At 42.0% G+C, this 21,647-nt stretch carries 22 protein-coding genes; 18 read left to right on the top strand and 4 right to left on the bottom strand.

Annotated features, from left to right (window positions below):
• Positions 1-92: 92 nt before the first annotated feature.
• The gene (gene mnmG, locus QLG00_RS02880) at positions 93-1,973 is read right to left on the bottom strand and encodes a tRNA uridine-5-carboxymethylaminomethyl(34) synthesis enzyme MnmG (protein WP_076032144.1); all 1,881 of its coding nucleotides are present in this window, start codon (positions 1,971-1,973) and stop codon (positions 93-95) included.
• Positions 1,974-2,208: 235 nt separating this feature from the next.
• On the opposite strand from mnmG, the gene QLG00_RS02875 reads away from it, so the two are divergent.
• The 12 genes from QLG00_RS02875 (at position 2,209) to QLG00_RS02820 (ending at position 13,318) form a co-directional block, all read left to right on the top strand.
• Positions 2,209-2,436, top strand: coding sequence for a hypothetical protein (locus QLG00_RS02875; RefSeq protein WP_004938933.1), 228 nt, complete (start codon positions 2,209-2,211; stop codon positions 2,434-2,436).
• Positions 2,437-2,572: 136 nt separating this feature from the next.
• Positions 2,573-3,463: a bile acid:sodium symporter family protein gene (locus QLG00_RS02870; RefSeq protein ID WP_282470471.1), complete on the top strand. Its 891-nt coding sequence runs from the start codon at positions 2,573-2,575 to the stop codon at positions 3,461-3,463.
• A gap of 105 nt (positions 3,464-3,568) precedes the next feature.
• On the top strand, positions 3,569-4,474 hold the full coding sequence (prmA, locus tag QLG00_RS02865; protein WP_282470470.1) for a 50S ribosomal protein L11 methyltransferase: 906 nt from the start codon (positions 3,569-3,571) through the stop codon (positions 4,472-4,474).
• Between the two features lie 24 nt (positions 4,475-4,498).
• Positions 4,499-5,020: an MJ0042-type zinc finger domain-containing protein gene (locus tag QLG00_RS02860; protein WP_282470469.1), complete on the top strand. Its 522-nt coding sequence runs from the start codon at positions 4,499-4,501 to the stop codon at positions 5,018-5,020.
• A 686-nt stretch (positions 5,021-5,706) separates the two neighbouring features.
• Entirely contained in the window at positions 5,707-5,976 is a 270-nt protein-coding gene (gene fis / locus QLG00_RS02855) for a DNA-binding transcriptional regulator Fis (protein WP_001086304.1), read from the top strand.
• A gap of 81 nt (positions 5,977-6,057) precedes the next feature.
• Positions 6,058-7,632: a bifunctional phosphoribosylaminoimidazolecarboxamide formyltransferase/IMP cyclohydrolase gene (gene purH / locus QLG00_RS02850; protein WP_004948285.1), complete on the top strand. Its 1,575-nt coding sequence runs from the start codon at positions 6,058-6,060 to the stop codon at positions 7,630-7,632.
• A gap of 134 nt (positions 7,633-7,766) precedes the next feature.
• Positions 7,767-9,050 (top strand): phosphoribosylamine--glycine ligase, encoded by a 1,284-nt coding sequence (gene purD, locus QLG00_RS02845; protein WP_076032142.1) that lies wholly within the window; start codon positions 7,767-7,769, stop codon positions 9,048-9,050.
• A 269-nt stretch (positions 9,051-9,319) separates the two neighbouring features.
• Complete coding sequence (locus QLG00_RS02840; protein ID WP_004938954.1) at positions 9,320-10,186, top strand: MetQ/NlpA family ABC transporter substrate-binding protein; 867 nt, start codon at positions 9,320-9,322, stop codon at positions 10,184-10,186.
• 73 nt (positions 10,187-10,259) lie between these two features.
• On the top strand, positions 10,260-11,285 hold the full coding sequence (locus QLG00_RS02835; RefSeq protein ID WP_004938956.1) for a methionine ABC transporter ATP-binding protein: 1,026 nt from the start codon (positions 10,260-10,262) through the stop codon (positions 11,283-11,285).
• Positions 11,282-11,977, top strand: a complete 696-nt coding sequence (locus QLG00_RS02830) for a methionine ABC transporter permease (RefSeq protein ID WP_004938958.1) — start codon at positions 11,282-11,284, stop codon at positions 11,975-11,977. The genes QLG00_RS02835 and QLG00_RS02830 overlap by 4 nt, the downstream gene beginning before the upstream one ends.
• 125 nt (positions 11,978-12,102) lie before the next feature.
• A complete protein-coding gene (gene gloB, locus QLG00_RS02825; RefSeq protein ID WP_282470468.1) occupies positions 12,103-12,834 on the top strand; it encodes a hydroxyacylglutathione hydrolase in 732 nt (243 codons plus the stop codon).
• Between the two features lie 280 nt (positions 12,835-13,114).
• Positions 13,115-13,318 carry a hypothetical protein gene (locus QLG00_RS02820; protein WP_004938963.1) on the top strand — a complete coding sequence of 68 codons (204 nt, stop codon included), beginning with the start codon at positions 13,115-13,117 and terminating at the stop codon, positions 13,316-13,318.
• Between the two features lie 409 nt (positions 13,319-13,727).
• Here the strand turns inward: QLG00_RS02820 and ubiA are convergent, their stop codons facing one another.
• Together ubiA and QLG00_RS02810 are read right to left on the bottom strand one after the other, a co-directional pair.
• Positions 13,728-14,612: a 4-hydroxybenzoate octaprenyltransferase gene (gene ubiA / locus QLG00_RS02815; RefSeq protein ID WP_151765284.1), complete on the bottom strand. Its 885-nt coding sequence runs from the start codon at positions 14,610-14,612 to the stop codon at positions 13,728-13,730.
• An 8-nt stretch (positions 14,613-14,620) separates the two neighbouring features.
• Positions 14,621-15,118, bottom strand: a complete 498-nt coding sequence (locus tag QLG00_RS02810) for a chorismate lyase (RefSeq protein ID WP_025094455.1) — start codon at positions 15,116-15,118, stop codon at positions 14,621-14,623.
• Positions 15,119-15,294: 176 nt separating this feature from the next.
• On the opposite strand from QLG00_RS02810, the gene QLG00_RS02805 reads away from it, so the two are divergent.
• A complete protein-coding gene (locus tag QLG00_RS02805; RefSeq protein WP_282470467.1) occupies positions 15,295-15,504 on the top strand; it encodes a hypothetical protein in 210 nt (69 codons plus the stop codon).
• Positions 15,505-15,596: 92 nt separating this feature from the next.
• On the opposite strand, the gene glnA is transcribed toward QLG00_RS02805, so the two are convergent.
• The gene (gene glnA, locus QLG00_RS02800) at positions 15,597-17,012 is read right to left on the bottom strand and encodes a type I glutamate--ammonia ligase (protein WP_171063732.1); all 1,416 of its coding nucleotides are present in this window, start codon (positions 17,010-17,012) and stop codon (positions 15,597-15,599) included.
• Between the two features lie 344 nt (positions 17,013-17,356).
• Between glnA and yddG the strand changes: the two genes are divergently transcribed.
• The 5 genes from yddG (at position 17,357) to QLG00_RS02775 (ending at position 21,644) form a co-directional block, all read left to right on the top strand.
• Positions 17,357-18,244, top strand: coding sequence for an aromatic amino acid DMT transporter YddG (gene yddG / locus QLG00_RS02795; RefSeq protein WP_151796519.1), 888 nt, complete (start codon positions 17,357-17,359; stop codon positions 18,242-18,244).
• Between the two features lie 232 nt (positions 18,245-18,476).
• Complete coding sequence (locus QLG00_RS02790) at positions 18,477-19,061, top strand: aminodeoxychorismate/anthranilate synthase component II (protein ID WP_004938990.1); 585 nt, start codon at positions 18,477-18,479, stop codon at positions 19,059-19,061.
• A complete protein-coding gene (trpD, locus tag QLG00_RS02785; RefSeq protein WP_004938992.1) occupies positions 19,062-20,111 on the top strand; it encodes an anthranilate phosphoribosyltransferase in 1,050 nt (349 codons plus the stop codon).
• A gap of 11 nt (positions 20,112-20,122) precedes the next feature.
• Positions 20,123-20,929: an indole-3-glycerol phosphate synthase TrpC gene (gene trpC, locus QLG00_RS02780; RefSeq protein ID WP_004939003.1), complete on the top strand. Its 807-nt coding sequence runs from the start codon at positions 20,123-20,125 to the stop codon at positions 20,927-20,929.
• A 10-nt stretch (positions 20,930-20,939) separates the two neighbouring features.
• A complete protein-coding gene (locus QLG00_RS02775; protein ID WP_055415078.1) occupies positions 20,940-21,644 on the top strand; it encodes a Smr/MutS family protein in 705 nt (234 codons plus the stop codon).
• The last annotated feature ends 3 nt before the right edge of the window (positions 21,645-21,647 follow it).

The raw sequence follows: 21,647 nt of genomic DNA, 5'->3' as shown, positions 1-21,647 counted from the left end.
TTTAAATGTTTAACAGTATTTCTGCTTTCGTCTTTACGTTCATAAAAAAAGCCCAATCAAAATTGGGCTTTTTGTTCAGCATAAGGCTTAAACTATGCTGTTTTCTTTAATTGCGCATTTTTTCGGATAGTAATCATAATGAGCTGAACGGCTGCAGGAGTTACACCCGGAATGCGATGCGCTTGAGCTAGCGTATCAGGACGAACGGTTTTGAGCTTCTGCGTAATTTCTCTTGATAAACCAGATACAGCGTCATAATCAAAATCTGTTGGAATTTTTGTTTCTTCAAGACGCTTGAGCTGTGCGACATCTTCGTGCTGACGATTGATATAGCCTTCATACTTGACTGCAATCTCAATTTGCTCACCCACATGTACAGCAACATCTGAACCTGTAAGCTCAGCAATTTGGGTAAAGTTAATGTTTGGGCGTTTAAGCAAATCGATTGCACTGCACTCTTTACTTAAGTCGGCACCAGTCATTTCGACAAACTTTTTACCCATTGGGTTGTTTGGTGCAGCCCAAAGGTGCGCCAAGCGTGCCGTTTCAGTTTCAACTGCTTCCATTTTTTCACAGTAAGCTGCCCAGCGGATATCATCGACCAATCCAAGTTCACGTCCGATCGGGGTCAAACGCTGATCTGCATTATCTTCACGTAGCATTAAGCGATACTCGGCACGTGATGTAAACATACGGTAGGGTTCTTTCGTACCCAAGGTAATTAAGTCATCGACCAACACACCCATATATGCTTCATCACGTTTAGGCGTCCATTGTTCCTGATCCCATGCACGACGTGCTGCATTTAGACCCGCCAATAGACCCTGCGCACCAGCTTCTTCATAACCGGTTGTGCCATTGATCTGACCTGCAAAGTACAAGTTCTGGATCGCTTTGGTTTCTAGAGTAAATTTTAATGCTTGCGGATTAAAATAATCGTATTCAATGGCATAGCCTGGACGCAAAATATGGGCATTTTCCATCCCGCGAATTGAACGGACCAATTCAAACTGAACATCAAACGGCAATGATGTTGAAATCCCGTTCGGATAAAGTTCGTGCGTATCTAGCCCTTCAGGCTCCAAAAATACCTGATGTGAATCTTTATCGGCAAAACGATGAATCTTGTCTTCAATAGATGGGCAATAACGTGGGCCAACCCCTTCAATCACGCCCGTATACATTGGTGAACGATCCAGTCCACCACGGATAATGTCATGAGTTTTTTCGTTGGTGTGCGTGATATAGCAGCTTACCTGCTCTGGATGCATGGATACATCACCCATAAACGACATCACAGGAGATGGAAAATCACCTGGCTGAGCCGTCATGACAGAAAAATCAACCGAGCGTGCATCAATACGTGGTGGCGTACCTGTTTTAAGACGTCCCACCGGAAGTTTTAACTCACGTAAACGATCAGCCAAAGCAATAGAAGGCGGATCACCGGCACGACCACCGCTCGACTTTTCTAAGCCAATATGAATCACACCGCCCAAAAACGTACCTGTGGTCAAAACCACTGTTTTGGTGTCAAAACGAATGCCCATCTGGGTGACAACACCTTTGACGGTATCACCTTCTACAATCAGATCATCAGCTGCTTGCTGAAAAATATCTAGATTTGGCTGGTTTTCAAGTGAATCACGAATAGCCGCTTTATAGCGTACACGGTCTGCCTGTGCACGCGTAGCACGAACGGCTGCACCCTTTCTTGAGTTGAGAATTCGAAATTGAATCCCCCCTTTATCTGCTGCCAGCGCCATAGCACCGCCCAAGGCATCAATTTCGCGAACCAAATGCGATTTACCAATACCACCAATGGCCGGATTACAGCTCATCTGCCCTAAAGTCTCAATGTTGTGAGTCAAGAGCAAAGTCTGTCGTCCCATACGTGCAGCAGCCAATGCCGCCTCGGTACCTGCGTGCCCGCCACCGATCACGATAACATCATAAACTTTAGGATAATGCATGGCAAAAAATCACCAGAAAAAAAAGACGGAACATTATAGCAAAGTTCACCCTAGGATCATGCATGTTATTACAAAATTATTGATACAAAATTCATAGTCGCACACAGGTTTTGACAATTTGTTTCAGTATTAAAATAGAAAGCAATAGACTTTTTTAAAATCAATTTTAGAATAAAAAATGTACCACCACTTATGAATCACTTTCAAAATCAAATTTATATAATAGGTATGCAAAATGAAAAACATCATGTTAAAAACTTTTTCTGTGGCAATTGTCAGCTTAGCAGCAATGAGTATGGCAAATGCTGAAATGACCAAAGCAGAAACCAATGCTCAGATAAAAGCGTGTATGAAGAAAAAGCAAGGTGACTGGGCCTCTTATGGCTACAAAGGTGTCACATTCAATGGTACCTGTCAGCCAAATGCCGATGGCAAATTGCAGTTCAAAGCACCTGCGCCATAACCCAAACGATTCAAATTATTTCGCCCAGTAAAAACACAGGTTTTAATAACCTGTGTTTTTGTATGTATCAATGATCTATGAAATAACATAAAAGTCACGACAGAATTAAAACAACAGCTCATTCAGGATTTAAAAAATGGATTTAGGTATTATTACGGTATTCCTCCCGATTGCGCTTGCCATTATCATGGCTGGGCTTGGTCTGGAACTTCGCCCTCAGGATTTCACACGCGTTGCTAAGCACCCTAAGGCAGTTTTACTGGCATTAGTATGTCAATTGGTCATTCTGGTTGGAATTGCTTTTTTCATCTGCAAACTGTTAAGCCTTTCACCCCTCCTTGCCGTTGGCTTAATGTTGCTCGCCGCATCACCGGGTGGGCCGACTGCAAATTTATTCAGTTATTTATATCAAGGTGATATTGCACTCAATATTACGCTTACTGCAATCAACTCGGTCATCGCCGCGTTTACCTTACCTTTTATTGTCAATCTTGCAATTCAACACTTTATTAACGACGGTCAGCAGCTCGGATTACAGTTTAGTAAAGTGATTCAAGTGTTTTTAATCATCTTGGTTCCAGTCTGCTTGGGCATGATTATACGGCATACTTTGCCTCGTCTGGCAGATCGCTTGCATAAGCCCGTACGAACCTTTGCTGTGGTCTTTTTGGTGTTTATTATTTTGGCAGCCCTTACCAAAGAGCGACACAATATTATGGAGTACATTACTCAAGTCGGACTGGCAACTGCACTTTTTTGTTTTGCAAGCCTGTTCATTGGTTACTTTGTACCACGCTACTTCGGTATTAATAGTACGCAAGCGCGCGCCTGTGCGTTTGAGATTGGGATTCATAACAGTACATTGGCCATGACCATTGCGCTCACGATTTTATCGAGTACCACCATCGCCATGCCAGCCGCTATTTACTCAATCTTCATGTACATTTTTGCTGCCCTCTTCGGCAGTATGTTGAAGCGTTATTCACCCATAACGACTGAAAATAAGATGGCTATAAAAACCGAGTAAAGCGCCATAAATACGGATAAATCGTATGGCTTAAGAAATTAATGTTCTGGCTTTGCATTTATCCGTTACAATACCGCTTTAGAAGAAAATTTAGGTCTCATTCCCGTGAAGTGGTTACAAATACACATTACTGTCGATCAAGAACACGTTGATTTCACTGAAACATTGCTTTTGTCACTCGGAGCAGTCAGTGTCACTTTAGATGATGCAGAAGATCAGGCATTACTTGAACCGCTTCCAGGCGAAACACCGCTTTGGAATAAAGTGATTGTGACTGGAATTTATCAAGAAGATGAGCAAGATCCAATCGATGTTGCCAAACTTGAAGCGTTTTTAAGTGCGCAATTGCCTAATGCACCAATGCGTCATGAACAACTTGAAGATCAAGTCTGGGAACGCGCATGGATGGATTACTATGATCCGATCCAAATTAGCGAGAAGTTCTGGATTGTACCTGAGTGGCTAGATGCACCCGATGCAGATGCAGTCAATATTAAGCTTGATCCGGGCCTAGCTTTTGGAACCGGTAATCATGCCAGTACATTCTTATGCCTGCAATGGTTGGGGCAAAGCGATCTAAAAGACAAGACGGTGATTGATTTTGGTTGTGGTTCAGGCATTTTAGCCGTTGCAGCGCTTTTATTGGGTGCTAAAAAGGTATATGCCACCGATATCGATCCGCAAGCGGTACTTGCAACCAAGCAAAATGCCGAACTCAACGGCGTACTTGATCGTTTGTATGTTGGCTTACCTGAAGAGTTTGATGCAGAATTTAAATCAAAAGAATCTCAAGCTGATGTATTAGTGGCAAACATTCTGGCTAGCCCACTCATGATGCTGGCACCTGAATTTGCAACGCTACTAAAACCTGAAGGCGAATTTGCACTTGCAGGCGTGATCGAAGAACAGGTTGAAGATGTCTCGGCCGTTTACACGCAGTATTTTGATATCTTGCAAATCGAGAAACGCGAAGAAAACTGGTGTCGTATTTCTGGAAAACGCCACGCGTAAGCTTTAGACGAGGCTGGTCTATACATGAGCGCCAAACAAACCCGCTGCCCTCAGTGCAAAACGATTTACCACGTAACGCAAAAACAGCTTACGCTGGCTCAGGGTATGGTTTGTTGCGCAAAGTGTAATTTCACTTTTAATGCCATCACACATTTGTATGTACCAGTAACGCTAGTTGATAAATTTGATGAGCTGCATCATGTTACATCCGCCATACAGCATGACAATGAAAAACCCAATGTGCTTGAGATTTTTCAGCAGAAAATTGAAAACTCCAATATTGACTTATTAACCTATCTCAACAATTTAAAATATTTTCAAAGTATAGACAGCTTAAATTCTCCATTGTTGTATTTATCGAGTGATCGTGACAACTTGCGTCAGCAGCAAATAAAACAACGGAAAAGTAAACACTGGAAATACTATCTAATCTGGTGTGTGATTAACTTAATTTTATTTGGCTTATTATTGTTGCAGATTGTATGGTTTAATCCAGAGCTTGCGACACATTATGAAATCTTGCGTCAACTACGCGCCTTATTTTAATTACTGGTTTCTTTAAAGACTCAGTCCGCTTGCCGACAGCATGTCGGGTGATGACTCATTTACCTGCCTTTGCGCATCATATTTCATCAATTCACCTGCCTGTTCAATCGTGATGCTTATACAATGACTTAATAAATTCGAAGACGATAATGACACTTTTTATATCGAGTTTATTCAATATAAAAAATCATATCAGCTTGAGTACGATTAAATAAATCTATCCAAACCCGATATTTTAATTAGAATTTACGATTGGCAAATTTTAAAATCGTTTTATTCGCTCTAAGTTAGGTATTATAAGGCCTAGATATTCAAAAAAAATACAAAAAATTTAAAAAAAATGCAGTTAATTTGCTCACTTTTGTTTAGACAATGGTATGATACGCGCCACGAAAGCTTAGCCCTACATCGTCCTCGCGATTTACTCACAATAATCATTATTGTCATGCGTGCTTTATCAGAAGATAGTGCGTAGCGTGGCTTTTTTGTTTTTTAAATCGCAGCGGTAACAAATATTAAATTATTGTTACGCTTATTTTTCATACAAATGTGAGGAGTTGTGGCAAGCTAATTGTTTCCAAGTTTTAGAACCACTGTTTTAGGATCTAAAACGGGGTTCAGTAATTTTTAGACCACTTTTATATACTGCTTTACCCAAGCGGTATTTGATTTTCGGATTAACTCGCATGAATAGCAAATCTCCTATTTTTACTGCACAATCTGATGTTGCTCTACGCATCCATGTGGATCGCGCAGTTCGCCATTACTTTGCACAACTGCAAGGTGAGCAACCATCACAAGTTTACGACATGGTGCTGGCAGAAATGGAGAAACCTCTTTTATCTGTTGTTCTAGAATATACGCGTGGTAACCAAACCCGCGCTGCTGAAATTTTAGGGCTCAACCGTGGGACTTTACGTAAAAAGTTAAAAGCTCACGGTTTGATGAGTGAATAATTGATAAAATGCTCACGTTCTCGTGGGCATTTTTTATGCCTATTTGTTTTAATCTGTTTGACTTAAACCGTTGACTTTATCATGACTATTAAACGCGCTTTGATTTCTGTTTCTGACAAAACAGGAATTGTTGAATTTGCTCAGAATCTTGCGAAACTTGGGGTAGAGCTTTTATCTACTGGTGGAACTTACAAGCTACTCAAAGACAATAACATTGCTGTAGTTGAAGTTTCAGAACACACTGGCTTTCCAGAAATGATGGATGGCCGTGTAAAAACACTTCACCCTAAAATTCATGGTGGTATTTTGGCTCGTCGTGGTCTGGACGAAGCCGTAATGCAAGAACACAACATCGATCCGATTGATCTTGTTGTGGTCAACCTCTACCCGTTTGCTGCAACCGTGGCGAAGCCAAACTGTTCTCTTGCAGATGCCATTGAGAATATTGATATTGGCGGCCCAACAATGGTTCGCGCTGCAGCAAAAAATCACGCGTCTGTTGGTATCGTGGTCAATGCCAGCGACTACGCGACAGTGATTGCAGAACTTGAGCAAAGCGGCGCATTATCATACGAGACACGTTTTGATCTTGCAGTTAAAGCATTTGAACATACCGCTCAATACGACGGTATGATCGCGTCTTACCTTGGCGCACGTGTGGGTAAAGAAGAAGGTCAGGCAGATTCATTTGCACGTACCTTTAATACACAGCTTCAAAAAGCGCAAGACTTACGTTACGGTGAAAACCCGCATCAGTCAGCTGCATTTTATATCGACCCGCAAGCCACCGAAGCATCTGTTTCTACGTCGAAGCAACTTCAGGGTAAAGAGCTTTCTTACAACAACATCGCCGATACAGACGCTGCACTTGAATGTGTTAAGTCATTTGCAAAGCCTGCCTGTGTGATTGTTAAACATGCTAACCCATGTGGCGTAGCCGTATCTTTAGATGGCATTAAAGCTGCTTACGATTTGGCATATGCAACCGATACAGAATCTGCATTTGGTGGCATCATTGCTTTTAACCGCGAACTTGATATTGAAACAGCAAAAGCGATTGTAGAGCGTCAGTTTGTTGAAGTAATTATTGCACCTAGTATTGCTGATGGCGTACTTGAGGTTACCGGTGCGAAGAAAAATGTTCGCGTATTGGTATGTGGCGAACTTCCAGCAATTGATGAACGTGCAGCACAACTCGACTACAAGCGTGTAAATGGCGGCCTACTGGTACAAGATCAAGATCTTGGCATGATCAAGGCAGCCGACCTTAAAGTAGTAACTGAGCGCGCACCAACAGAACAAGAAATCGATGATCTGATTTTTGCTTGGAAAGTTGCCAAGTATGTGAAATCAAATGCGATCGTGTATGCAAAAGGCCGTCAAACCATTGGTATTGGTGCAGGTCAGATGAGCCGTGTCAACTCTGCACGTATTGCGGCAATTAAAGCAGAACATGCAGGCCTTGTGGTTGAAGGCGCTGTGATGGCATCGGATGCATTCTTCCCATTCCGTGACGGCATCGATAATGCAGCAAAAGCTGGAATTAAGTGTATTATTCAACCTGGCGGTTCAATGCGTGATGAAGAAGTTATTGCTGCTGCAAACGAACATGGTATTGCCATGGTCTTTACAGGTATGCGCCACTTCCGCCACTAATTAAAACTCATTTAAAGCATAAGAAACTTTCCGGTTCTTTATCTTGACTTACCCTCTCCATGTGAGAGGGTCTTGTACTCAAGCAGCAAGGTAAAGTGAAGGATTTGGTTCTCGACTCATGGAGTATGAACCCAATGAATATTCTCGTTCTCGGTAGCGGTGGTCGTGAGCATGCGTTGGCATGGAAGATCGCTCAAGATCCGCAAGTCACTCAAGTGTTTGTTGCACCCGGTAATGCAGGCACTGCAACCGAAGACAAATGCAAAAATGTTGAACTGGATATTTTAAATAACCCAGCCATCATTGCGTTTGCAAAGGACAATCAGGTTGAGTTGATTATTGTTGGTCCAGAAGCACCATTGGTCAATGGCGTGGTCAATGCATGCCGTGAAGCTGGTTTAAAAATTTGGGGCCCAACACAATATGCCGCACAGCTTGAAGGCTCTAAGGCGTTTGCCAAAGACTTCCTGAAAAAGCATCAGATTCCAACAGCATTCTATGATGTGTTTACTGAAGTAGATGCTGCAAAAGCATATGTAACGCAGCACGGCGCGCCGATTGTGATTAAAGCTGACGGTCTTGCAGCCGGCAAAGGCGTTATCGTCGCGATGACTAATGAGGAAGCCTTTGCAGCCATTGATGACATGCTGGCAGGCAATAAATTTGGTGATGCGGGTTCACGTGTCGTGATTGAAGAGTTTCTCGCAGGCGAAGAAGCTAGTTTCATTTGTATGATCGACGGTCAAAATATTTTACCAATGGCCACTTCTCAAGATCATAAGCGCATTTTTGAAGGTGATCAGGGACCTAATACCGGTGGTATGGGTGCGTATTCCCCTGCGCCTGTGGTTACTCCAGACGTGTTTGATCGTGTCATGAAAGACATTATGCGACCAACGGTTGATGGTATGGCCAAAGACGGTCATGTTTATACTGGTTTCTTATATGCTGGCCTCATGATTGATGAGCAAGGTCAACCACGTGTGATTGAGTTCAACTGCCGCTTTGGCGACCCTGAAACTCAGCCAATCATGATGCGCCTTAAATCATCATTGGTGGATCTTGTGCAAGCAGGTCTTGAGGGTCAGTTGCCAAGTGAAGCCGAGTGGGACGAGCGTAAATCGATTGGTATCGTGCTTGCAGCAGAAGGTTACCCTGAAACTGTACGTAAAGGCGATGTGATTTCAGGTCTTGGCCAGTCGCCAGAAGATACTAAAATCTTTCATGCTGGTACAGACACGACAGCCGATGGTCATATCATCACTGCGGGTGGACGCGTATTATGCGTAACTGCGCTTGGCGATACCGTACTTGAAGCACAAATCAATGCACTTGAAGTATGCGGTCAGGTGACTTTTGCAGGCATGCAATATCGAAGCGATATTGGATACCGCGCGATTGCACGCGAACAAGCCTGATTTTAAAGCTTAAAAAACGCGCATTTTTGCGCGTTTTTTTATTGTTAAGCTGTCTCTCAGGCTAATAACTCTTTTCAGAAAAACTCATATATATTTTTGTTTATATTGTTTTGCGTTCTGATCAAAAAACACTATACTCGCCTACTTTTAAGATTAACTGACTTTATTGCGTTTAACGTTGGATTGGGATGACTGTCATCTACACATCATCATGTACACACAGTATGATATCCGGACGATATTAAAACGCTGTAACTGGGAAAAACCTGATGAAAAAAGTATTGAGTGTTGTTCTTACCTCAAGCATATTGCTTGCGGCTGGTTGTAGCAAAAAAGAGCCTGAGCAAGGCAATGCAGCTGCTGCAGATCAGACTAAAAAGATCGTGCTGGCGTCTACAGGTTCTGATACCGACGTTTGGAAATTTATTGCGACACTACCTGAAACCAAACAAGCAGGTATTAATCTTGAAGTGAAAAACTTCACTGACTACGTGGCAATGAACAAAGCGACGGCAAACAAAGAAATCGATGTCAATGCATTCCAGTCGTATAATTACATGGTCGCTTACAACACCGAAAGCAAAGATAAAGTTGCACCGGTTTCGACAACTTATATCGAACCAATGGGACTTTATTCTGACAAATACAAAAAAATTGATCAGTTCCCAGCAAAAGCAACCATTGCAATTCCAAACGATGCTGCAAATGAAGCACGTGCACTTTCATTGTTGCAAACTGCTGGTTTAATCAAATTAAAAGCAGACTTTAACCCAATTCAGGGCACAACCAACGACGTCATTGAAAATCCGAAACAGATTCAGCTTAAAACCATTCCAATGGCAACAGCTGTTCGTGTAAAAAGCGATGTTGACGGAATTGTGCTAGGCAACACTTTAGCAATGGAAGGCGGCTTGAACGTTCTTAAAGATGCCGTATTTTATGAGCCAGCAGATCAGTCGACTAAACTGTATGTTAACCTTTTGGTGACTGCTGAAGGACGTCAAAACGATCCTGTATTGCAAAAATTAGGTACGCTTTACCATACAGAAGCAGTGAAAAAATTCATTGATGAGAAGTTTGGTGGTACGAAGGTGGATGTTAATAAGCCGATTAGCTACCTTACTGAATCAAAATAGTAATATAATGGTGTAATTGAAACAGGCAAGGTCGACTTGCCTGTTTTTTCTTTTATGTATAGTTTCTGACGACATGATCCAATTTAAAAACATTTCTAAACACTACGAGCTGAAAGGCCAAACGATTCGCGCACTGGATCAGATTAATCTGGATATTCCGGCGGGCAGTATCTTTGGCATTATTGGCTATAGTGGTGCAGGTAAAAGTACCTTAATTCGTTTGATTAATTTGCTCGAACGCCCAACACAGGGACAGGTCATTATCAATCAAAAAGATTTTACCGCCCTGAATGCAGCATCATTACGTCAGGAACGTGCAAATATAGGTATGATCTTTCAGCATTTTAATTTATTGCAAACCAAAACTGTGGCTGCAAATATTGAAATGCCAATGAAGCTCTTGGGTTATAGCAAAGCCGAGCGCGAAAAACGTTTGATGGAGCTACTTGAGTTCATCGATCTGGCACATAAAAAAGATGCCTTTCCAGATGAACTATCGGGTGGTCAAAAACAACGTGTCGGTATTGCACGTGCGCTGGCCAATCACCCTAAAATCTTGCTTTGTGACGAAGCCACCTCCGCGCTCGATCCACAGACCACCAAATCCGTACTGGCATTGCTCAAAAAGATCAATCAGGAGCAAGGCATCACAATTGTGATGGTCACTCACGAAATGGACGTGATTGAGTCTATTTGTGACCATGTGGCCGTAATGGAATCTGGTCATGTGATTGAAACCGGACCGACCGTGGAAATTTTCAGCCGTCCACAGCACCCAACGACAAAAACCTTTATCCAGACCGTGTTGCAACAACATTTACCGGTCAATATTTTAAACAAGCTCGAACATCAGCATCATCACAGTATTTATCGACTACAGTTTTTAGGCAAATCAGCCCAAGAACCTGTGATTCAATCGATGATCAAGCAGTTTGATATCAGTCTGAATATCTTGTTTGCCAATATGACCGAAATTGATGGCACGGTGATTGGGCAAATGTTTGTTCAATTACTTGGTGACGACACCCTTATCCAGCAAGCGATCGAGTTTTTAGAGCGTCATGGTGTCAGTGTCAATCAAAGTGGAGAACAAGTATGAGAGACGTAATTGTGCAATGGCTGACCGAATTGACACAACCGTTCTGGAACAGTTCACTTTCGATTGATCAGTTTGTCACAGCGCTTCAAGAAACCTTTCACATGGTGTGCTTCTCGCTGCTGTTTGGTGGCATCTGGGGATTTATCCAAGGAATTGTGCTGTTGGTGACACGACCAAACGGTATTTTACCTAACCGATTTATTTATCACTTGCTCAATCCAATTGTAAACGCCCTGCGCTCACTGCCATTTATCATTTTGTTGATTGCCGTGATTCCTTTGACTAAATTCTTAGTGGGAAGTTCAATTGGAACATGGGCCGCAATTGTTCCCTTGACTATTTATATTGGTCCTTATATGGGCCGATTGATTGAAACCTCCTTGCTTGAAGTCAACGAAGGTATTATTGAGTCTGCGCAAGCCATGGGCGCCTCTCCGTTTCAAATCATTTTCAAGTTTATTTTGCCAGAAGCACGTAGCTCACTCATTTTAAACTTAACCACAGCCACCATTAGTCTAATTGGTGCAACGGCAATGGCCGGTGCAGTAGGTGCTGGCGGAATTGGTGACTTGGCGATTTCATACGGTTACCAACGCTTCGATACCAGTGTGGTAATTCTTACGGTCATCATCTTATTATTGCTGGTGCAGTTTATTCAAATGCTGGGCGACTGGCTCTCTAAACTTCGCTAGATTGCTGCCCTCTTCGGAGGGTTTTTTTATATCTGAAGCAGTATTTTTTCGTATCTACTGGTGCTGCACTACGCAGATCGTGATTAAATAAAAACAGTACATACCATTTGATCAGGTTATCCGTCATGCGTTATCAAATTGATTATATTGATGTAAAAAACAGCCTTAAAAATTATATCTGGATTATTCAAGACACCCATACTTCAGAAATTGTGGTGATCGATCCAACAGAAGCAAAGCCTGTTCAGGACTATTGCCAATTACATCAGCTCAAGCTTGCGCAAATCTGGCTAACACATTGGCATAAAGATCATATTGGCGGTGTGCCAGACTTGATCGAAGGTACACAAATTCCTGTATTTGGCCCGCGTGAAGAGCTCAGTAAAATTCATTTGATTTCAAATGCACTGCAACATGATGATCAATTTAAGTTTCATGACTTGCATGTAGAAGTTGTTGCAACGCCTGGTCATACCTTAGGGCATATTGTCTATTTTGTTGAAGCATTACGCAGTGTATTTTGCGGTGATACCTTGTTTGCGATGGGCTGTGGACGTGTATTTGAAGGCACCTTTGAACAGATGTATCATTCACTTAACCGACTAGCTGCACTACCAACAGATACCCAAGTGTATTGTACTCATGAATACACCTTGTCTAACGCCGAATTTGCCCTGACCATCGAACCCGACAATCTTGCACTACAAGAGCGTTATGAACAGGTAAAGCAGTTGCGAGAACAAAATATCATCACCTTACCATCCAGTATTGAACTTGAACTGGCGACCAATCCATTTTTACGTACCGAAAGCGTTGAAGAGTTTGCTCGAATTCGTACGCTTAAAGATAATTTTTGACACACTAAGACTAAAGTTACATATTTATTTACAACTCATCATAAACACAATATGTAACTTTAGAAAAACAAATTATTTAAAATATTATTTTTAAATTCAATAGATTAAGATAAAAACTAAGACTTAAAACCAATTTATTGAGTCAATTTAAATGATCTACTGCTGATTAAATAAACAATATTAATCAGTTGAAAAATATTTAAACAGTTTAGCCCTTTAAAAACTTAATCAAAACCCTTATTAATTTAAATATCAGCGTTACATGAGAAGGAATTTTGAAGTGAAGAAAGTTGTTAAAGCAAAAAATTTAATTGCATTTCGTATTTGGTTAGAAAAGTTAGGTTATTCGGTTAAAAACCTAGCCGATGGCAAGGGTTTTACATTTAGCTTTAAAAAGGAATATGGGCTAGTGACTTGTGATTTATCGGGTAACTCTTTGGCAGTTCAGCTCGGCGAAGAGTTTGAGGATCATCTAAAAGCGTAAATGACAGATGTGTTGATTCTATAAATTTTTCTAATCATTTTATAGTTTTGAAGAATTCTAAGCCCCATGTGCCGTAACGCGCACATGGGGCTTTCTTGTTTTATATGTGTTTTATCAATAATTGTGCTGAATATATACTGAGGGATCTCTTGTATTATTTATTAGCATGGTGTATAAAAAATACTCAATACAATAAATTACAATATAAAGGTGGGGGCACATGAGAACATTAGAATTTGCTTTAGTTTCATCTACCGTATTTACGTTGATTATTATGGTTTATTTGTTTGGGCAACTGGCTTACAAATAATCCGCTATAAAGCTGAAAACGAACGATTAAAAAACCGATCATTTATGATCGGTTTTTTAATTTGATTCAATATGCTGTTAATGCATTGGCGGTCTATTTTTATTGAGTCATCAATCCCATAAAAATCGCGATAAAAATCATTAGCCCGACCCAGCGATTGTGTCGAAATGCCCAGAAGCACCATTGTGGATCTTTGGTTCTGGTTTTGGTCCATTGATAAATAAAATCGGCAGCGACAATCAGCAATCCAATGATGCCCCACGGAAAAAGTAGGTCTTTCATGAATAAAGCCAGACCAATCAAAACTAAACTACTGATCTGTAATAAAGAAATAATGACGATATCGTATCGACCAAATAAAATCGCGGTCGATTTCACACCAATTTTCAGATCATATTCGCGATCGGTAATTGCATATTGTGTATCGTAGGCAACCGTCCATGCCAAATTACCAAAATACAATAACCAACAAACCAGATCTGGTGTTTGGCCTGCAGCAGTGTAAGCCATCGGAATAGACCACGAAAAGGCTGCTCCTAAAAACACTTGCGGTAAGTGTGTATAGCGCTTCATAAAAGGATAAATGAACGCGAGAAACAATGCGCCAAACGACCAGTAAAACGTATTTAATGGCAAAAACAGCAATAGGCAGGCACTTGCAGCGACCAAAACTAAAAACACCCAAATGGCTTCTATCGGCTGAATCACACCCGTTGCCAGCGGACGCGTTTTGGTTCTGGCCACGTGTCCATCTACTTTACGGTCGGCAAAATCATTAATTGCACAGCCTGCTGCGCGCATAAACAATACACCTAAAGACATTAAAAGCAGGATTTTTAAATTGGGTACCCCTGCACTTGCAATCCATAGTGCCCACATGGTGGGCCAAAATACCAGCTCAGTCCCAATAGGCTTATCAAAACGGCACAGATAATAATATGCTGTAAGTCGTTCTCGCCAGGTGATCGATTGTACGGATGCCATATCTATCCTTAAATGCGATGATGTTGTAAGTACGCTTCAAATGAAGGCAGAAAAGTTTCTTGGACAATAAATTTGCAACCGTGCCACGTATAACAGCTTTGCCGAGTCCAGCCCTCATTTAAACGTATGATCCGACGCTCACACTCAGGCGTGGTTCGCTGAAATAAAAATCGGCCGATCGGTTGTTTACCAATATGTTTAAAAATACGGGCTTTTTTTTGCAAGCTTAAAATGGGGAATATACTTTTGGCCTGAACCCATGGCTGTGCTTCACATCCATAGAGTAAGCTTTCACGCACCCAAGCAATATGTGCCGCTGGCATTTTCATCCATTGACTGTCTATACGAGACATCTGCCGATAACGCTCCGATATAGGTTTCACTGAAAAGGCACCATGTGCAAGATCGGTCAATTGCTGGGTCAGTGAGCCTGATGCACATAACCATTTTTTTAATTCTGGCGTTAAATCATCATTGTATCTCTGATTTAATTGGTTTTTCTGCATGTGCAATCCACTACATTCACAAACTATAGTGTAACCGAAATCGGGCAAAGTTAAACGCTTTGAGCAAGGGTGCGATTCGGCTTTGTTATTCTATGTTTATTAATTCTTTTTCATTGTCGCTATTTTGAGTTATCATAGATGCCGTTTAGTGATTAGACCGATTATGGTTAGGCATGATGAACGATAAATTAAAATTTATTCTGCTCTACGGTGGTATTTTCTGGGGCAGTGGCTTTACTTTTCTGATGCTGATTCATCGTTATATTTTTATTGATCCAACTTTACCTGAAGCAAGCCTGATCGGCCTATATATCAGCTTGTGCTTTGTGGCAGGTTTGATCTGGGGTATCTGCGTATATCGCGGTATTGAAAAAAGCATTTCTTAATACGTATAAACGAATTCATTTGGATTGTTGATAACTCAACAAATCGCCAATAAAAAAGCCTGCAACTTGCAGGCTTTTTTATATGAGACGTATTACAAGCTGTAGTACATATCAAATTCAACCGGGTGAGTGGTCGTGTTAAGACGACGTACATCTTCAGTTTTAAGTTCGATATATGCATCAAGCATTTCTTTAGTAAACACGCCGCCTTTTAACAAGAACTCATGGTCAGCTTGAAGCGCTTCAAGTGCCATATCTAGGCTGTGTGCAACTGTAGGAATTTTTGCTTCTTCTTCAGGAGGAAGATCGTACAAGTTCTTATCAGCAGCTTCGCCCGGATGGATCTTGTTTTGAATACCGTCGATACCCGCCATCAACAATGCCGCGAAACCAAGGTACGGGTTCATCATTGGATCTGGGAAACGTGCTTCGATACGCTTGCCTTTCGGACTAGAAACGTAAGGAATACGGATAGAAGCAGAACGGTTACGCGCTGAGTAAGCAAGCATAATCGGTGCTTCATAGTGTGGAACCAAACGCTTATAAGAGTTTGTAGATGGGTTTGTGATTGCATTCAAAGCACGCGCATGCTTGATGATACCACCGATGAAGTACAACGCCATTTCTGAAAGGCCTGCATATTCATCACCAGCAAACAAGTTCTTGCCATCTTTAGAGATTGACATGTGAACGTGCATACCAGAACCGTTATCGCCAACCATTGGTTTAGGCATAAAGGTTGCAGTTTTAGCGTATTGGTGCGCAACGTTGTGAACAGCATATTTAAACTGTTGTACTTCGTCTGCTTTACGAACCATAGTATTGAAGCTTACACCAATTTCTAACTGGCAAGATGCAACTTCGTGGTGGTGTACTTCTACACGACCAGGCCCCATGATTTCTTCGATTTTGTTACACATCTCAGCACGCATATCATGCGAAGAATCTACTGGAGGAACTGGGAAGTAACCGCCTTTTACACGTGGACGGTGGCCAGAGTTACCAGACTCGTAATCTTTACCAGTTGACCATGCAGCTTCTTCAGCAATCAATGTATGGCGCGCGCCAGACATATCGATTTCCCATTTTACTTCGTCAAAAACGAAGAATTCAGGTTCTGGACCAAAGAATGCAGTATCACCGATACCAGTTGATTTTAAATATTCTTCTGCACGACGAGCAATCGAACGTGGATCACGCTCGTAACCTTGACCAGTAGATGGCTCAATAACGTCACAAGTTACAACAACAGTTGGTTCGGCAAAGAACGGATCGATAAAACCAGTTTCTGCATCTGGACGTAAGATCATGTCTGATGCTTCAATGCCTTTCCAACCTGCAATTGAAGAACCGTCGAACATTTTACCGTCTTCAAATGTATCTTCATCAATTGAATCAGCTGGGTAAGTAACGTGCTGCTCTTTCCCTTTTGTATCCGTAAAGCGAAAATCGACCCATTTTGCGCCACTTTCTTGTATGAGTTTAAGGACCTTGTTCGCCATGCTCATTTTGCTCCAATGAAGTATTATTGCACTTGTGAAGTGCGTGTTAGTCGTTGGCAGTTATTAAGCAAATCTCGTACCAACTTTAAAAAACACATCTAATTGTTTGAATTTTAATTCAAATTAGATACGCGTCCAGCTACCTGTTTGAACCATTATACTGTTTGCGTTTTGAATTGCACCATATTCAAACATTTTTGAGGCATGCTTTTCACAAAACCCACAAATAGCATCAAAATAGTGCAATTTTAAATAATTGGCTTAATCCAGTGCATAATTTGCGCGATGCAGTGGTGATGTCGATGCACTTTTTATACACTACGCCAGATTTATTCAATAATTTTGACATCATGACCCGCAGCAAAGCCAATTTTATCGGTATTACCTCTATCATGATCTGGGCATGTATGGTCAGTGGCGTGAAAATGATCACTGAACAGTTGGGTGCTATTTTGGGTGTTGCACTAATTTATAGCATCAGTGCATTGTGTGTGGCGTTTATAGATAAGAAATACTTGTGGCAAACATTGCCTCGACGTTACCTGCTGATCTGTGGCAGTTGCTTCGTACTTTATGAAGTTTTATTTTTGTGCTCAATCGGTTTATCCAAAACACGTGAGGAAGCGCTTATTCTGGCCATGATCAATTATTTATGGCCATGTTTCACCTTGTTTTTGTCATATCTACTCGGACAGCTCAACTTTAAAGCGCCAGCCTTTGCCGGTTTGATCCTTTCTATTTTAGGGCTGCTCTTGATTGTCAATCCGAGCATTGTTTCGGCTGAGGGCTTCATTCAAACACTTTCAAATAATCCACTGGCTTATACACTGGCCTTTTGTGGCGCAATTTTATGGTCCTTGTATTGTGTTTTCACGCCACGTTATGCCCAAGGTAAAAATGGAATCGCCTTATTTTTTTGCCTGACCAGTGTGGCCTTATGGCTGTTATTTTGCCTGAGTGATCAAGCATGGCAAACGCCAAGTATAAGCATGGGCCTCATGATTATTGTGGTTGGCGCTTTGGTTGGAATTGCTTATAAAAACTGGAATCAGAGCTTACAGTTTGGAAATATCCAATTGTTGTTATTGGCTTCTTATTTTACGCCTATTTTGTCGAGTTTAATGAGCAGTCTTATCTTGCATACCTTACCTAGCTGGAGCTTCTGGCTCGGAACGCTCGGTGTTAGCTTCGGTGCAATGTTAAGTTGGAAGTTTAGTACCTCAAACAAAACGCTGTAATCAATTATCTTGATTGTAGTTTTCTATATCTACTCTTAATACCCCTCACCTAAGCCAATGATTGTTGACAGGTTCAATGGATTGTTACTCGCAAACTTTAGAATTTCTGCTAAAGTAGCCACTTCATTTAGTGGTTTTATTTTTAAGTGAAGATCTTAAATAAGTGACCTGAAATGGTCATTTAAAAAGGCTAAATCAATATCTAACTAATTTTCAATAGGTTGCGTTTAAAATGCTACTCATGATCGACAATTACGACTCCTTTACGTATAACATCGTCCAATATTTTGGCGAGTTAAATCAAGACGTTAAAGTGGTTCGCAATGACCAAGTCACTCTTGAGGACATTGAACGATGGCAGCCGAAGTATTTGGTGGTGGGTCCTGGCCCTTGTTCTCCAACTGAAGCAGGAATTTCAATTCCTGCCATTCATCACTTTGCCGGCAAAATTCCATTGCTCGGTGTGTGTTTGGGGCATCAAGCAATTGGACAAGCCTTTGGTGGACAGGTCATTCGCGCGAAAACCGTGATGCATGGTCGTTTGTCGGATATGTATCATTCTGATAAAGGAATCTTTAGCAACCTGCCTTCACCATTTTCTGCGACACGCTATCACTCTTTGGTGATCGAACAGGAGACCTTGCCTGAGTGTCTGGAAGTGACCTGCTGGACCAATCAGAACGATGGTTCAATCGAAGAAATCATGGGTGTAAAGCATAAGACACTGCCTGTAGAAGGTGTGCAGTTCCACCCAGAATCGATTTTGAGCCAGCACGGACACCAAATCTTCAAGAATTTTTTAGAGATTTATGCATAAATGAATATTCAACAAGCATTAAACCACATTACCAAAAACATTCATTTGACTCAGCCGCAAATGGAAGATGTGATGCGTAGCATCATGCAAGGTGAAGCGACAGACGCACAAATTGGTGCGCTGATGATGGGCCTTCGCATGAAAGGTGAAAGCATTGATGAAATTACTGCCGCTGCACGCGTCATGCGTGAACTGGCCATTAAAATTGATGTCAGTGATATCCCACATTTGGTCGATATCGTGGGAACAGGTGGAGATGGTCAAAATCTGTTTAATGTCTCGACTGCTTCAAGTTTCGTCATTGCAGCAGCAGGCGCAACCATTGCCAAACATGGTAACCGTGGTGTATCAAGCAAATCTGGCTCTTCAGATTTGCTTGAACAGGCTGGAATTAATCTTGATTTAGATATGCAGCAAACAGAGCGATGCATCCGTGAAATGGGTGTGGGTTTTCTATTTGCTCCCAATCATCATAAAGCCATGAAATACGCAGTTGCGCCTCGCCGTGAATTGGGCATACGAAGTATTTTTAACCTTCTTGGCCCGCTTACGAATCCGGCTGGGGTAAAGCGCTTTGTGCTTGGGGTATTTTCAGATGAATTGTGCCGTCCGATTGCCGAGGTGATGAGACAACTCGGTGCCGAGCATGTGATGGTGGTGCATTCTAAAGATGGCCTAGATGAAATCAGCCTGGCCTCGGCAACTCATGTGGCTGAACTTAAAAATAATGAAATCACCGAATGGGTTTTAAACCCCGAAGATGTGGGAATTCCCTCACAAACGCTATCGGGTTTGATTGTGGCCGATTCGAGTGAAAGCCTCAAGCTGATTAAAGACGCACTTGGGCGTAACAAATCTGACCTCGGCGAAAAAGCAGCCAATATGATTGCATTAAACGCAGGTGCTGGCATCTATGTTTCTGGCTTAAGTACCAGTTACAAGCAAGGTGTGGCCTTGGCACATGATATTATTTATGGGGGTCAGGCCCTCGAAAAAATGAGTATTTTGTCTGAGTTTACCAAAGCACTCAAACACTATTCGAACACGTGAGGTTATCCAAAATGATTCAAATTCAAAATACCATCTTGGGTAAAATTGTCGATCGCAAACATGAAGAACTTGCGGCGCGTTTACAGCAACGTAGCCTTCAAGATATCGAAGCGCTGGCACAAGCGGCCTCACCTGTGCGTGGCTTTGCACGTGCATTAAATGCTAAGCGCCCTGGCGTGATTGCTGAAATTAAAAAAGCATCACCCTCCAAAGGTGTGATTCGAGCCGACTTTAACCCTGCTGAAATTGCAGCGCAATATGAGCAGGCGGGTGCAGCGTGCTTGTCGGTATTGACCGATGTCGATTTCTTTCAAGGTCATGATGACAATATCGCGATTGCGCGCAACAATTGTCAGCTACCTGCACTGCGTAAAGACTTTTTGGTCGATCCATATAATGTGATTGAAGCACGTGCCCTCCATGCCGACTGTATTTTGCTGATTGTGGCATGCTTGTCTGATCAGCAACTCGAAGAGATGTCAAAAACAGCATTTGAGTACAATCTGGATGTATTGGTTGAAGTACATGACGAAGAAGAACTTGAGCGTGCGCTCAGACTTTCCGAAAAATGTATTCTTGGCGTCAACAATCGTAATTTGAAAACCTTCGATGTAGACTTAAACACCAGTTTACGCTTGAAGCGTTTACTTGATCCGTCACGTTTATTGGTAACCGAAAGTGGTATCGCCACTCCGGCCGATATTGCAATGATGCAGGAACATGATATTCATGCGTTCTTGGTGGGTGAAAGTTTTATGAAACAACCTCGACCTGATCAGGCCTTTACTGCATTGTTTGGCCACCCTGCTACGATTTAAAACGAGTCCTATGAGTAATAAAGATTCTGCGCTGTCTAAAGAACAGCAAAAATTATTAAAGCAGTTTAAAAAGCAGATCAGTCAGCCGCATTCACATGCCATTGAAAATCGTAGTGAGCATGCAACAAACAGTGCCGATCAGCCAGTGGATCGTGAGGCTGAAGAGCTAGATTTGTTTAAAAAAGCGCTGCAAGGTGTCAAGCCGATTGATCATGGTAATGTTGCAGATATCAAACCCAAGCGCAGCAAAAAAGTAGATGCTCAGATTTTAGCAAAACGGGCGGCGGCTGAAGGTGCGATCGAAAGTGAACTCGCTGAGCTTTCAGATACGCAGGCGGCATTAAATCCTGTCGCAAGCCAAGCCAGTTTGAGTTATCGCATTGCGACGCTACAGCATAAAGTCTTTGAAGACCTAAAAGCTGGAAAAATGCGCTGGTTTGAAGCAGTCGATCTGCACGGCTGTACTGTTGAACAAGCGCGTGCTGCGGTCTTGCAAATTATTCAGATGGCCAAGACCGAAAACCAAAACGTGATTAAGATCGTGCATGGTAAAGGGCCAGAAGCCATTTTGAAGACTTACGTGAATGGTTGGCTGCGCCAGCACCGTGATGTTCTGGCTTTTGTGAGTGCCCCAGAAAATCAGGGGGGTACAGGCGCTGTTTTGGTCTTGCTCAAACGTGCTGAGAAAAATCCAAAATATGAAACCAAGAAATGATGC

This window comes from Acinetobacter sp. V89_7, assembly GCF_029967895.1.
GTDB lineage: Bacteria > Pseudomonadota > Gammaproteobacteria > Pseudomonadales > Moraxellaceae > Acinetobacter > Acinetobacter soli.
Note: the sequence above shows the minus strand (reverse complement) of the source record. Positions and strands in the feature narration are given on the sequence as shown.

What these genes read in the sequence shown, in the direction of transcription:
- glnA (WP_171063732.1), bottom strand. Translation starts at nt 17,012, where the DNA reads ATGAGCATGGCGAACAAGGTCCTTAAACTCATACAAGAAAGTGGCGCA.
- QLG00_RS02830 (WP_004938958.1), top strand. Translation starts at nt 11,282, where the DNA reads ATGAGAGACGTAATTGTGCAATGGCTGACCGAATTGACACAACCGTTC.
- QLG00_RS02810 (WP_025094455.1), bottom strand. Translation starts at nt 15,118, where the DNA reads ATGCAGAAAAACCAATTAAATCAGAGATACAATGATGATTTAACGCCA.
- ubiA (WP_151765284.1), bottom strand. Translation starts at nt 14,612, where the DNA reads ATGGCATCCGTACAATCGATCACCTGGCGAGAACGACTTACAGCATAT.
- purD (WP_076032142.1), top strand. Translation starts at nt 7,767, where the DNA reads ATGAATATTCTCGTTCTCGGTAGCGGTGGTCGTGAGCATGCGTTGGCA.
- QLG00_RS02835 (WP_004938956.1), top strand. Translation starts at nt 10,260, where the DNA reads ATGATCCAATTTAAAAACATTTCTAAACACTACGAGCTGAAAGGCCAA.
- fis (WP_001086304.1), top strand. Translation starts at nt 5,707, where the DNA reads ATGAATAGCAAATCTCCTATTTTTACTGCACAATCTGATGTTGCTCTA.
- QLG00_RS02805 (WP_282470467.1), top strand. Translation starts at nt 15,295, where the DNA reads ATGAACGATAAATTAAAATTTATTCTGCTCTACGGTGGTATTTTCTGG.
- mnmG (WP_076032144.1), bottom strand. Translation starts at nt 1,973, where the DNA reads ATGCATTATCCTAAAGTTTATGATGTTATCGTGATCGGTGGCGGGCAC.
- purH (WP_004948285.1), top strand. Translation starts at nt 6,058, where the DNA reads ATGACTATTAAACGCGCTTTGATTTCTGTTTCTGACAAAACAGGAATT.
- QLG00_RS02870 (WP_282470471.1), top strand. Translation starts at nt 2,573, where the DNA reads ATGGATTTAGGTATTATTACGGTATTCCTCCCGATTGCGCTTGCCATT.
- trpD (WP_004938992.1), top strand. Translation starts at nt 19,062, where the DNA reads ATGAATATTCAACAAGCATTAAACCACATTACCAAAAACATTCATTTG.
- QLG00_RS02840 (WP_004938954.1), top strand. Translation starts at nt 9,320, where the DNA reads ATGAAAAAAGTATTGAGTGTTGTTCTTACCTCAAGCATATTGCTTGCG.
- gloB (WP_282470468.1), top strand. Translation starts at nt 12,103, where the DNA reads ATGCGTTATCAAATTGATTATATTGATGTAAAAAACAGCCTTAAAAAT.
- trpC (WP_004939003.1), top strand. Translation starts at nt 20,123, where the DNA reads ATGATTCAAATTCAAAATACCATCTTGGGTAAAATTGTCGATCGCAAA.
- QLG00_RS02875 (WP_004938933.1), top strand. Translation starts at nt 2,209, where the DNA reads ATGAAAAACATCATGTTAAAAACTTTTTCTGTGGCAATTGTCAGCTTA.
- QLG00_RS02860 (WP_282470469.1), top strand. Translation starts at nt 4,499, where the DNA reads ATGAGCGCCAAACAAACCCGCTGCCCTCAGTGCAAAACGATTTACCAC.
- QLG00_RS02775 (WP_055415078.1), top strand. Translation starts at nt 20,940, where the DNA reads ATGAGTAATAAAGATTCTGCGCTGTCTAAAGAACAGCAAAAATTATTA.
- QLG00_RS02790 (WP_004938990.1), top strand. Translation starts at nt 18,477, where the DNA reads ATGCTACTCATGATCGACAATTACGACTCCTTTACGTATAACATCGTC.
- yddG (WP_151796519.1), top strand. Translation starts at nt 17,357, where the DNA reads ATGACCCGCAGCAAAGCCAATTTTATCGGTATTACCTCTATCATGATC.